Here is a 13,177-nt window from a genome sequence, read left to right on the forward strand (position 1 = left end):
AGACCGGCTTGTCCTGGAGAGGAAGGCTGGCCGCCGTACCCGGCTTGCTCAAGTTGAACAGGAACATCTCCACCGGGCGGTTCTGGCCCTTGTTGATGCGATAGCGCTGGTTGCCGATCACGTAGCCGTTGTCGTTGACGGCCACGGCCCAGCTGTGTTGCAGCTTGGCATCGTCCTTGCCAGGCTCGCCATCCGGCAGCGGGATGATGTTGGTGGTGCCCACGGTGCCGGCAGCCGTATCCAGGGTCCAGTAGCTGGCGAGGTTGCGACCATCCAGATCACCGGTGCCCACCTCGCCGGTGGAGCTGTAGCCCACGCCGTAGAGGGTGCCGTTGTACTTGGCCACGCCCAGTGCAGAAGCGGTTTGCAGCACCTCGTCACGCTGATGGCCATAGGTGCCGGCCTGCATCAGCTTGTTGAACCCGCCCGAGCTGTTGAGCAGCCAGAAGCTCGCCTGGGTATCGACCCCGGGGCAGTAGCGGAAGTCACCGTACTGGCTGTCATTGCCCGTCTCGAAACACCACTTGTAGAAGTCACCGCCCACCTTGTGGCGATACTTGTCGCTGGCCGCGGTACCGGTCACCAGATACTGACCGTTGTCCAGCTTCTTGATGGAGGTAGGGACGCTCAGGCCGTGGGTGCTGGCCGCATCCTTGAGCTCGACCGGGTTGCCGTCATTGACCACGGCAAAGGCGGTGCGCAGCTTGCCATTCATCTTGTAACCGACCCGATCCTCCGGGACATCCCCGAGGGCCGTCACCAGGCCATCGACCTCGGAGCTGGTCACGTAGCCCAGGTTGCTGCGTTGATCCACCTTGTCCAGGAAGTCGCGACGCCACTGGTAGGCAAAGCCCGAGTTGTCGCTCCAGAAGGAGTTGCAGACCGAGTTGGAGAGCATGCAACCCTGCTCGAAACGGAAACGATCGACCAGGAAGTCGGCAAACCGCACGGTGGAGAAGTATTCCGCCATGTTGTTCTTGGTGTTGAGCCCGATGAGGCCGTTGGCATCGCCGCTGATCCCGCTGGCATAGCCTTTGACTTCGTCATCGACGATGGTGAAAAAGGAGCTTTGTGCCGCCTGCGCGTTGAGGCTGGCGCCGACCAGGATGGCCAGCATGGATAATTGCTTTTTCATCTACTTCCTTAGTCTTGATGTTTCAACGCTTCCAACTCCTCCCAACGGGAGAAGGCGTGTTCCAATGCGGCCTCTGCCGCATTCAATGCATCCAGTTTGGGCTGGGTCTGCTCTGCTGGCAGAGAGAAGAAACCGGGGTGGTTAATCTCGGCCTGCAGGGCATCGAGTTCCATTTCCAACTGTTCCAGCCGGGCTGGCAGATTATCCAGCTCCAGTTGCAACTTGTAAGAGAGTTTTCGTGTTTTTTTCGCAGGCTCCGCTGCCGACGCGACAGGCTCTGCCACCTTGACCGGGGCCGGCTTGGCCGTCTGTTGGGCGGCCTGCAGGGCTCGTGTGGCCATCATGTCGGCGTAGCCCCCGACATAATCGCTGATCCGTCCATCCCCTTCAAACAGCCAGCAGCCGGTCACGGTATTGTCGATGAAACGGCGATCGTGGCTGACCAGCAGCAGGGTGCCCGGGTAATCGGTGAGCAGCTCTTCCAGCAATTCCAGCGTTTCGACATCCAGGTCGTTGGTTGGTTCGTCCAGAATCAACAAGTTACTGGGCTTGAGGAAGAGTTTGGCCAACAGTAGACGGTTTTTCTCGCCCCCTGACAAGGCCTTGACCGGGGTGCGCGCCCGCTTGGGCTCGAACAGGAAGTCCTGCAGGTAGCCAAGGATGTGGCGGGAGCGGCCGCGAACCATTACCTCCTGCTTGCCCTCCCCCACGTTGTCCACCACCGTCTTCTCGGGGTCGAGCTGCTCACGGTATTGATCGAAGTAGGCCACTTCCAGGTTGGTCCCCTGGCGCACCGAGCCACGGCTCGCCTCGAGCTGGCCCATCAGCAGCTTGATCAGGGTCGACTTGCCGCAGCCGTTGGGGCCCACCAGAGCAATCTTGTCCCCGCGCAGCACCTGCAGATCCAGTCCCTGGAACAGGGTGCGATCACCAAAGTCCAGCCCCAGCCCCTCGGTCTCGAACACCAGCTTGCCGGAGCGACCCGCCTCGTCCAGTTGCAGCTTGGCCTTGTCCTGCAGTTCCCGGCGCTGGGTGCGCTCCATGCGCATCGCCTTGAGGGCCCGCACCCGTCCCTCGTTGCGGGTACGACGCGCCTTGATCCCCTGGCGCACCCATACCTCTTCCTGGGCCAGCTTGCGGTCGAACTCGGCATTTTTCAGCTCCTCGACCCGCAGCCACTCCTCCTTGCCTTGCAGATATTCGTCGTAGTTGCCGGGCCAGGAGGTGATCACGCCGCGATCGAGATCGATGATCCGGGTCGCCAGCTTGTGGATGAACTCCCGGTCGTGGGAGATGAAGACGATGGCGCCGCGAAAGTCCTTGAGGAACTCTTCCAGCCAGTTTATGGCATCGATGTCCAGGTGGTTGGTCGGCTCGTCCAGCAGCAACAGATCCGGATCACACGCCAGGGCGCGGGCCAGAGCCACCTTGCGCAGCCAGCCGCCAGACAGACTGTCGAGCGTCACATCAGGGTCGAGATCGAGCAGGGTCAGCACCTGATTGATGCGGGTCTCGTACTGCCAGCCGTTCTGGTAGTCGAGCTGCTCCTGCAACTGGCTCATGGTGCGAATGTTGGCATCGGAAGGGTCGTGCGCCAGGGCGTGGGAAACATGGTGGTACTGCTTGAGCAGCTCCCCTACCCCGGCCAGCCCTTCTGCGGCGTAATCGAACACGGTGATCTCGCTCGAGGCGGGCGGATCCTGCTCGAGGCGGGTCACTTTCAAATCTTGTTGCAACACCAGACGGCCGTCGTCCAGCGGCAGTTCGCTGGCAATCACCTTCATCAGGGTAGACTTGCCCGCCCCGTTGCGCCCCACCAGGCAGAGGCGCTCGCCCCGCTCTATGGTGAGCTCGGCATGGTCGAGCAGCGGAAAATCACTGAACGACAGGGACGCGCCGTGCAATGTCAAAAGAGCCATGTTTGTTCCTTGTTGCTTATGAAAAAACGGGCGGCAGCGTGAGTCTGCCCCCGTTTTGTCGTCAAATCCTGCTCACCCCTGTGCCAGCCAGCCTTGCAGCTCCCCCAGGGTGAAGGGCCAGCCCAGCTCCCGGCCGGCACTGTCTTGCAACACCGGGATGCGCACCCGGTAAGCCTCGAGCCAGGCCTCCTCCTCCAGGATGTCGCAGCGGCGGGTCTGCGCGGCCACCCCGGCCTGTTCCACCAGCGCCCACGCCTGTTCGCACAGGTGGCAGCCGTCGGTGTGAAACAGGGTCAGCATCAGCCTTGTGCCTCGGCGTGAGTGATGATCCAGCAGTTGTGGATATGCTGGTTGCGCTCGAAGTCCTTGGGCCGGGTCTTGTTCGTGATGTTCTGCGCCTTGAGACCGATGGCGTCAAGGCCGGCCAAGTCCATCTTGAAGTGGCGCTTGTTGTTGGAGAAGACCAGGGTGCCGTCCGCCGCGAGCAGGCGCTTGAGGTGCTGCATCAACAGCAGGTGATCCCGCTGCACGTCGAAGCTCTCGTCCATCCGCTTGGAGTTGGAGAAGGTGGGCGGATCGATGAAGATGAGGTCGTACTGCTCGTCGGCTTCCGACAACCACTTCAGACAGTCCGCCTGCACGAACTTGTGCTCGCGGCCCACCAGCGAGTTGAGGCGCATGTTGTCCTGGGCCCAGTTGAGGTAGGTGCGCGACATGTCGACCGTGGTGGTTTCGCGGGCGCCGCCGAGCCCCGCGTGCACGGTGGCACTGCCGGTGTAGGCAAAGAGGTTCAGGAAGCGCTTGCCCTTTGCCATCTGGCCCAGCATGCGGCGAGTCTGGCGGTGGTCGAGGAAGAGGCCGGTGTCCAGATAGTCATAGAGGTTGACCCAGAGGCGTGCACCGTACTCCTGCACCTCCATCCGGTGCTGCTCTTCGGAGAGCTTCTGATACTGCTGTTTGCCTTCCTGGCGCTCGCGCACCTTCAGGATCACCTTCTCGCCGTCCATGCCGGTCACCTTGATGGCGGCCTGCACCATGTCCAGCAGACGCTGGCGGGTTTTCTGGGCGGGAATGTCCTTGGGCGCCGCGTACTCCTGTACCACCAGATAATCCTGATAGCGGTCGATGGCGGCGTTGTATTCCGGCAAGTCCGCGTCATAGAGGCGGTAGCAATCGAGGTTCTCCTTGCTCGCCCATTTCTCGAGGGTCTTCAGATTCTTGCGCAGACGGTTGGCAAAGTCCTGGGCCACCTCTTTCTGGGAAGCGACGGCATCGAGGGCGATCTGGTAGTTGCGCAGCTGGCACTCGAGGGCGCCGTTGAACAGGCGATACTGCTTGTCGGCACGCAGGCGCAGGCAGCTCAGGAGTTCGGGAGAAGCGGAGAGAATGGTGACCTTCCACCCCTGGAAGCCGCGGCGCAGGGCATCGCCAAGGGCCTGATGCACTTCCAGCAAGGCCGGGAACTCCCCAAGACGCTCGCCATAGGGCGGGTTGGAGATAAGCATGCCGACCTGACGGCTCTCCCCTTCCACAGCCGGCATCGGCAGCGGATTTTCCAGCTTGGTGACATCGGCCTGCTTGAAGGTAATGAGATGGGCGACACCGGCGGCCTTGGCGTTGTCACGGGCCTTCATCAGGACCCGGGTATCCGCATCGCAACCGAACAGTTTCACCTCGCAGCGTTGCATGCCGCGCTTGGCACGCACCTGGGCTTCCATCATCAGACTCTGCCACAGTTCACCATCGTGTTGCAGCCAGCGATCGAAACCGAAGCGCTCGCGGCGCAGCGCAGGCGCCATGTCGGCAGCGATGAAGGCCGCTTCAATCAGCAGGGTACCGGAGCCGCACATGGGGTCCATCATGGGCTCGCCGGCCCAGCCGCTGCGGGCAATCATGGCCGCCGCCAGGTTCTCTTTGAGGGGCGCCTCGCCGGTGCCCTGGCGATAGAAGCGCTGGTGCAGCGCCGGGCCTGACAAGTCCAGCGTGATATTGGCCTTGCCTTTGCCAAGGTGCGCCATGATGCGAATGTCCGGGGACTTCTTGTCCACATCCGGCCGCACGTGACCGCGCTTGGTGAAGCGATCGACGATGGCGTCCTTGATCTTCAGGGCGCCGTACTGGGTATTGCGAATGGAGGCGTTGGTACCGGTAAAGTCCACCGCGATGGTGGCGGTACCGGAGAAGTGATCTTCCCAGGGAATGGTATGGGCCCCGAGGTAGAGGTCCAGATCGTCGTTCATCTGGAACTCGGAGAGCACCAGCACGATACGGGAGGCAAAGCGGCTCCACAGACAGGCCTTGTAGCCGATGGCCAGTTCGCCCTTGAAGTGGACGCCGGCCACGGTCTCACGGACCTGCTCCGCACCCAGATTGGTCAGCTCGACGGCCAGCAGGTTTTCCAGCCCCTTGGGGCAGGTTGCAAAAAATTCTTTCATCACGCTCACGGGGATGCCATAAAAATAGTGCCGCATTATACCTTATCGGCCCGCGCTCGGCACTCGAACCTTGGACAAAGGCGCCATATAAACGGCAAGAGGCGCGGCAAACTCTCCCCTCCCCCCTTGCGGGCGACAGGATCCCGCTCCTGGCTGGCAGCTGTCTACCATCACATTCGTAAAGAATTCGAAAATCTTGCCCGGGCCAGGCAGAAAACGGTCGTGACGACCAGACGAAGGAGAAAATACAAATAATGGAACAAGAGAGAGACTGAGCGCTTAAATATCAGACCAATATAGCAGGCCTATAACGGACTTATTCGTCGCCATATAACGGCCCCGTCGTCAGCCCACTTCCCGATATTGTGTCTGTGCCCGGACTCTGGCTTGCATCCGGTTATTCATCACCTTGATCACGGCAAAGCGCGGCAGCGTCTTGCTGTTGGTCAGCACCAGCTCGTCGGTCAGATTCAGGCAAACGCTCGCCTGATCGCCGGCTTCGATGACCATGAATTCCCCCCGACCGTGGGGCGTATCCATCCACACCAGGGATCCCATATCCGGAAAAACATGAGCCTGCTGTTCATGAAAGAACCAGCTTTGCGGCATCAGGGGTTTATAAAAACGGCTGACGGCGATGGCATTGAGGACCAGCTGAACCTGGTGGGGCGTACTCCAGTCGAGTTCAGCGGCCTTGTCCATCAACTGGTAATAGAGGGCGGCATCATCCACGCAAAAAGGCTGGGTGGTGAAAGAGCAGGGAACAAGTTGCCGACCTTTATATTCAGTGGCAAATATCATGCGATCGGACAAATCCAGCATCAGGCGATCATCCTGAGCGTCATAATGCCACTGCCAATTGTCATTGGGTTGAATACACATGGTGGTGCCCTTATCTAAGCCGTCCCTCGACTTTATTCCATGTCGAGAATTTGAGCAACGTTAAATAAGGGCAACCGGTTATTTTTTAAATATGGGTAACGATCTCTTTGACCAGACTCGGCCCTTTATAAATAAAGCCGCTGTAAATCTGGACAAGACTGGCACCCGCTGCCAGTTTTTCCCGAGCCGCCATGGCGCTGTCGATACCACCCACACCGATAATGGGCAGGGCGCCGTCGAGGGCTTTGGCCAGATGGCGGATCACCTCGGTGCTCTTGTGCTGGAGCGGACGACCGCTAAGCCCGCCAGCCTCTGCGGCATGGGGCATGTCATATATCATCTCCCGCTCCAGAGTGGTATTGGTGGCGATGACACCATCAATACGGTTCTTGATCAAAGAGGCGGCTACCTGATCTATTTCATCGAGTGACAGATCCGGGGCAATTTTCACGGCCAGCGGCACATACTTTTTATATTTCTCGGCCAGCTCCTGTTGGCGCTGTTTCAATGCGGCCAGCAGTTCATCCAGTGCATCGCCATATTGCAATTGACGCAGACCCGGGGTGTTTGGTGAGGAAATATTGACCGCAATATAACCGGCATGGTCATACACCTTGTCCATGCAGAGAAGGTAATCATCCTTGCCTTGCTCGATGGGGGTGTCCTTGTTCTTGCCGATATTGATGCCGATCACCCCCTGATATTTGGCCTCTTTCACCTTGGCCACCAGGTGATCGACTCCCTTGTTGTTGAATCCCATGCGATTGATGATCCCTTCGGCCGGGATCACCCGGAAGAGACGAGGCTTGTCATTGCCGCTCTGGGGTCTGGGGGTCACGGTACCGACCTCGATGAAACCGAACCCCATGGCGCCGAAGGCATCGATGCACTCCCCGTCTTTATCCAGACCGGCGGCCAACCCCACCGGATTGGCAAAATTAAGCCCCATGACGGTGACGGGGCGTTTGGGCAGAGAGTGGCGGAAGAAACAATCAAGCGGGGTACCGAGAAGGCGGGGCAAATATTTGATGGAGAGATCGTGAGCCTGCTCCGGATTGAGTTTGAACAGGAAATGCCTGGCGAGTGGGTACAGCATGCTTGCTCCTTAAAAAAAGCCCCGGCAACTGGCCGGGGCTTTTGGGGTTATGCCGAGGTTCGGCAATTCAACTGGAGCAGGTTCAACTCTCGCAAGGCCACCGAGAACTTGGCGAACTCGTGCGTGCTCGTGGTCTTGAAGTCGGCCAACATGTGGGTCCAACGGGACAAGAGTTGCTCATGCTCCGAAATCCAGTCGGCCAGTATGGTAGCGCATTCCCCCTGCTCTTTGCACCCTTCCAGTACCACGGAGGTGAGGCTGCGTTGCTGCCAGTCCAGATCTTCGCGGAAGGAGGCCCGCGCCATCGCCTGCCAGTGGTTGCCCACCGGCTGATGGTTGATCTGCTCGAGGAACCAGTGCAGATCCAGCTTGGCGCCCAGGCGATAGTAGACGTTGGCAACCCGCAGGATGTCGGTCTTGTGCTCCGCGGCAATCTGCGCCAGATCCAGGCAGGAGAAGAGGCTGCTCATGTGGGCCACGCGACGGGCGATGGCCTCTGGCACCTGTTTCTCCATCAGGGCGGCGACCGCCTGGCTGTGTTCGGCCACTTCGCTCTCGTCCATTACCTCATAAAGGTGCTGACTCAAGGTCTCGAAGGCCGGGCGGAAGAAGGCGATGTTCTCGCCGATGCTCCAGCTGCGGTTGCGGGCGCGCAGGAACCAACGGGTGGCGCGGCGCACGATGCGGCGGCTGTAGAACATCAGCTCGAGCTGGGTCTGGGCATCCACCCCGTTGTCACACCCTTCGATGTCACGCCACAGGGCGCCGAGGCCGAACACTTCCCGGGCCATGGCGAAGCAGCAGGCCACTTCCGCCACCGAGGCACCGGTCTCGTCCTTCATCCGGCTGGCGAAGTTGAGCCCCATGTCGTTGACCAGCATGTTGGCCACCCGGGTCGCGATGATCTCGCCTCGCAGCGGGTGCTGGGCCAGGGCCGCGCCAAATTGCTGCTGCAACTGGGTCGGGAAGCTGGTGACCAGCATGTTGGCGAGGAAGGGCTCCTCGGTCACTTCCGGGCAATTGAGCTGCTCTTTGAGCACCATCTTGCCATAAGCCACCAGCACCGCCAGCTCGGGTCGGGTCAACCCCTGCCCTGCCGCCATCCGCTCGGAGAGCTCCTCGTCGGAGGGGAGGAACTCGAGCGCCCGGTCCAGCTTGCCTTCCCGCTCCAGCCCCTGGATGAAGCGCTGCTGCTCTTTCAACTGCTCGGCACCACGGAAGGCGGTCACCGAGATGGACTGGGACTGGCGGTAGGCGTTGGTGATGACCACCTGGGCCACCGCATCCGTCATCTCGTAGAGCATCTGGTTGCGCTGCTTGAGGGTCAGATCCCCGGCGGCCACCAGCTGGTTGAGCAGGATCTTGATGTTGACCTCGTTGTCGGAGCAATCCACCCCGCCCACGTTGTCGGTGAAGTCGGTGTTGATGCGACCACCCTGACTGGCATACTCCACCCGGCCAAGCTGGGTGAAGCCAAGATTGCCACCCTCGCCCACGATGCGGGCACGCAGGTCACGACCATTGACCCGCAGCACGTCGTTGCTGCGATCCCCGACATCGGCGTCGCTCTCGCGGGCGCTCTTCACATAGGTGCCGATGCCGCCGTTCCAGAGCAGGTCGACGTTCAGGCAGAGCAGCGCCTTGATCAGCTCGTTCGGGGCCATGCCGCTCTTGTCGGTGCCGAGCAGGGTCTGCATTTCCGGGCTCAGCTTGATGGACTTGGCAGAGCGCAGGAAGATGCCGCCCCCCTTGGAGATGAGCTCACGGTTGTAGTCATCCCAGCTCGAGCCCGGCAGCTCGAACAGGCGCTTGCGCTCGACGAAGCTCCCGGCCGCATCCGGGGTCGGGTCGACGAAGATGTGCATGTGGTTGAAGGCGCCCACCAGCTGGATGTGCTCGGAGAGCAGCATGCCGTTGCCGAACACGTCGCCGGCCATGTCACCTATCCCCACGCAGGTGAAGTCGGTGGTCTGGCAGTTGATGCCAATCTCACGGAAGTGGCGCTTGACCGATTCCCAGGCGCCGCGGGCGGTGATCCCCATCTTCTTGTGGTCATAGCCCACCGAGCCGCCGGAGGCAAACGCATCGCCGAGCCAGTGGCCGTATTCGAGGCTTATCTCGTTGGCGATGTCGGAGAAGGTTGCTGTGCCTTTGTCGGCGGCCACGACCAGGTAGTAGTCATCCTCGTCGTGACGCACCACGGATTTTGGCGGGATCACCTCGCCGCCGATGATGTTGTCGGTCACATCGAGCAGGCCGCGGATGAACAGACGGTAGCAGGCCTTGCCCTCCTCCTGAATGACGGCACGGGGGGCGCCTGCCGGCATCTGCTTGCAATAGAAGCCACCCTTGGCGCCCACCGGCACTATGACGGTGTTCTTCACCTGCTGGGCTTTCACCAGACCCAGCACTTCGGTGCGGAAGTCCTCCTTGCGATCGGACCAGCGCAGGCCGCCACGGGCCACCTTGCCCCAGCGCAGGTGTACCCCTTCCACTCGCGGGGAGTAGACGAAGATCTCGAACTTCGGCAGCGGCAGCGGCATGTCGGTGATGCTGGAGGGGGCCAGCTTGAAGGAGATGTAGGGCTTGATGTTGCCCGCCTTGTCCAGCTGGTAGTAGTTGGTGCGCAGGGTGGCGTCGATCATCTCCACATAGCGGCGAATGATGCGATCGTCATCCAGGTTGGCGACTTGATCCAGCTTGGCCGCAAGCTCCTCGTGCAGCTTGGCCTGCACCTTGGCGTCCTGCTTGATGGCCGGATCCAGGCGCTGTTCGAACAGAGTGAACAGCAGCTCTGCGATGTCCGGATAACGGGTCAGGGTCTCCTCGATATAGGACTGACTGAAGGAGACGCCGGTCTGGCGCATGTATTTGGCATAGGCCCGCAGCACGGATACCTGACGACCGGTGAGGCCGGCCCCCAGCACCAGACGGTTGAAGCCGTCATCTTCCAGGGTCTTGTTCCAGATGGCGGCGAAGGCCTGCTGGAAGCGCTGCTGGCTCTGCTCCAGATCGAACGGTTGCTCACCGCGCAGCAGCATGGAGAAATCGAGGATCCAGAACACCTCGCCGGTGGGGGTCCGTACCTGATACGGAGTCTCGCCGATGACGCGCAGCCCCATGTTTTCCAGCATGGGCAGGACGTCGGAGAGGTGGATGGGTTCGCTTCGGTGGAACAGCTTGAGGCGTACCCGGCGATCGTTCTCCTCCTCCTGGGCGCGGTAGAACAGCATGCCAAGCGGCTCGGCCTCGCTCAATCCATCCAGGGCCATGATGTCCGCGACGGCAGAGCCCGGCAGCACATCTTCCTTGTAGGCGCGGGGGAAGGCGGTGCTGAAACGGCGGCGCAGCTCGTTGCCGCGGGCCTCGCCATAGTGGGAAAGCAGCACGGAATCCAGGCGGTCATCCCAGCTGCGGGCCGCTTCGATCAGGTTGTTCTGTACTTCGTTCACATCCACATCCACGTTGTTGTTGTTGACCCGCACTATGTAGTGGGTCCGTGCCAGCACACCCTCGGTGAAGTAGACGTTGAACTCCACATCGATGCTGCTGCCAAAATATTTCTGCAAAATCTGCTGGGTCTTGACCCGCAGCGCCGTGTTGTAGCGCTCCTTGGTGACATAGACCATGCAGGAGAAGAAGCGACCGTAGACGTCGCGGCGCACGAACAGGCGCAGCATGTCCCGCTCCTGCATCTCCAGCACGCCGAGACCGGTGGCCAGCAGCTCCTCTTCACGGGCCTGGATCAGCTCGTCGCGCGGGTAGGTTTCCAGTACGTTCAGCAGCGCCTTGTAGGCATGGGAGCCCGATTCAAAGCCGGAGGCGGCCATGATGCGCTCGAGGCGGTGGCTGATGAGGGGGATCTGGGTCGCACTGGTGTTGTAGATGGAGGAGGCATACAGGCCGATGAAGCGATCCTCTCCCACCACCTTGCCGTGCTCGTCGAAACGCTTGATGCCGATGTAGTCCACATAGGCCGGACGATGCACCCGGGACTTGCTGTTGGACTTGGTGAGGATCAGCAAGTCGGAACTGAGGGCAGCGTGACGGGCGCTGGCGGGCATGGTGCCGAGGCGCTGGCCTTCGTCCTTGATGGAGTTCTTCATCAGCCCCAGGCTGGACTCAGGCTGCGGCAGGATCTCGTGATCCCCCTCCACCGCCTTGACGTCGTAGCGACGATAACCCATCAGGGTGAAGTTGTGGGCGGCCACCCATTTGAGGAAGGCGACGCAGGAGTCAACCTCGGCCTGGCTGACCGGGTTCTTGCGTTTGGGCAGCTCCTCGATGATCTCGTTCAGGCGCGCCAGCATGGGCTGCCAGTCTCCCACCGCCAGGGCCACTTCCCGCGCGACCGAGTTGAGCTCGGCAGTCAGGGCGTCCATCTCCTCTTCACCGGTCAGGTGATCGATTTCGATGAGGAAGGCGGTTTCCACCGAGGTCTGCTCTGCGGTGTTGTCCAGATCCAGGATGGCGCCAATCTTGCCGCCTTCGCCGCGGATCAGGTGCAGCGGCTGGTGCAGCATCATGTGGGCGGTGATATTGAGACGCTTGAGCGCCATGCGGATGGAGTCCACCAGGAAGGGGGAATCCTGCAGGATGATCTCGACGATGGTATGGGGAGACTGCCATCCGTGGCGGGTCAGCTCGGGGTTGTAGACCCGGATATAGGGCTCGATGCCGGTGCGGTGGTTGAGGGCATTCCACAGACTGAGGGCGGCGCCATAGAGATCGCTGTCATTGCGGTCATGCAGATCAGTGCTGGCCATGTTGCCGTAGAACTTGGCAACGAAACATTCGACCAGGGAGGCACTGTTTTTCGGCAATTTCTGGTGGATCAGACTGAGAACGTTTTCGAGCAGAACGGAGGTAGGGGCGTCTTTCAATGCCATTGCTAGTTTCCTTATCGGACGACATCACAGACACGGCGACATCCACCCAGGATGCCCACCGGTACAGAGTTGCAGCGAAGTGTAATGGCTTGGATCAAGGAAGGCGAGCAAAGGTGATAACGGGATGTTAAAAACAAGGGACAGATCACGGCTTGGGTTGTGATAAATTTTGCCAAGTTGGCAAAATTCAGAAAATCCCACTGGATGCCGCGCCATTTACCGGATAGATAGTGACTTAAAGCAGATATTTACCCGGATTGATGTTCAAGTTTTGTTAATTTATGCGTTCCAGGGAAATGAAGCGATGATCGTCCTGGGTTTTCAGTCGAAAGTAGCCGTGAACGCCGCTCTCCGACACAAAACGCCGGATTTTCTCCAACCCCAGCTCCAGGGTCAGACCCTGCTCGGTACGTACCACCAGGCGGTTCACCTGCCCCTGGTACATCAACATGATCTCGTCGCGGCCAAGGGAGAGCCGAAAAGTGTATTGCCTCATGTCACCTCCTGGTCATCCATGAAAAACGGGCAGGAGAGCCAGACTCCCCTGCCCGCCGTCGTGACGCTTACTGTGCCAGCGCCTTGCTCACCTTCTCGAACAGATCCCGCGCCAGCCCGTCCAGGTTGGCCAGGCGGGTCAGCTCGGCGCGAACCAGCGCCTTGCGCCCCTCATCGAGCCGCTTGAACTGGATAAGCGGGGTGATGAGGCGGGACGCCACCTGGGGATTGACCTCGTTGAGCTCGATCAAGAGATCGGTCAGGAAGCGATAGCCGCTGCCATCGGCGGCGTGGAACTGCACCTGGTTGTTCATGGCGAAGCTGCC

At 60.5% G+C, this 13,177-nt stretch carries 9 protein-coding genes; all 9 read right to left on the reverse strand.

Annotated features, from left to right (window positions below):
• The coding region (locus tag AACR77_RS02085; protein ID WP_042879508.1) for a DUF3466 family protein at positions 1-1,135 on the reverse strand (1,135 nt) is incomplete at its 3' end.
• An 8-nt stretch (positions 1,136-1,143) separates the two neighbouring features.
• On the reverse strand, positions 1,144-3,054 hold the full coding sequence (gene uup / locus AACR77_RS02090) for an ATP-binding cassette ATPase Uup (RefSeq protein WP_042879479.1): 1,911 nt from the start codon (positions 3,052-3,054) through the stop codon (positions 1,144-1,146).
• A 72-nt stretch (positions 3,055-3,126) separates the two neighbouring features.
• A complete protein-coding gene (locus tag AACR77_RS02095; protein WP_042879480.1) occupies positions 3,127-3,354 on the reverse strand; it encodes a glutaredoxin family protein in 228 nt (75 codons plus the stop codon).
• A complete protein-coding gene (rlmKL, locus tag AACR77_RS02100; RefSeq protein ID WP_042879482.1) occupies positions 3,354-5,525 on the reverse strand; it encodes a bifunctional 23S rRNA (guanine(2069)-N(7))-methyltransferase RlmK/23S rRNA (guanine(2445)-N(2))-methyltransferase RlmL in 2,172 nt (723 codons plus the stop codon). Before rlmKL ends, AACR77_RS02095 begins: the two co-directional genes overlap by 1 nt.
• A 309-nt stretch (positions 5,526-5,834) precedes the next feature.
• Positions 5,835-6,371 carry a cell division protein ZapC gene (locus tag AACR77_RS02105; RefSeq protein WP_041215146.1) on the reverse strand — a complete coding sequence of 179 codons (537 nt, stop codon included), beginning with the start codon at positions 6,369-6,371 and terminating at the stop codon, positions 5,835-5,837.
• A gap of 85 nt (positions 6,372-6,456) precedes the next feature.
• Entirely contained in the window at positions 6,457-7,467 is a 1,011-nt protein-coding gene (gene pyrD, locus AACR77_RS02110; protein WP_039040791.1) for a quinone-dependent dihydroorotate dehydrogenase, read from the reverse strand.
• Positions 7,468-7,514: 47 nt separating this feature from the next.
• Positions 7,515-12,356, reverse strand: a complete 4,842-nt coding sequence (locus tag AACR77_RS02115) for an NAD-glutamate dehydrogenase (RefSeq protein ID WP_042879484.1) — start codon at positions 12,354-12,356, stop codon at positions 7,515-7,517.
• Positions 12,357-12,630: 274 nt separating this feature from the next.
• Positions 12,631-12,852, reverse strand: a complete 222-nt coding sequence (locus AACR77_RS02120; RefSeq protein ID WP_010674767.1) for a DUF2835 family protein — start codon at positions 12,850-12,852, stop codon at positions 12,631-12,633.
• A gap of 67 nt (positions 12,853-12,919) precedes the next feature.
• The coding region (locus AACR77_RS02125) for an aminopeptidase N C-terminal domain-containing protein (RefSeq protein WP_042879486.1) at positions 12,920-13,177 on the reverse strand (258 nt) is incomplete at its 5' end.

Source organism: Aeromonas sp. ZOR0002, from assembly GCF_963866995.1.
Classification (GTDB): Bacteria; Pseudomonadota; Gammaproteobacteria; order Enterobacterales; family Aeromonadaceae; genus Aeromonas; species Aeromonas caviae.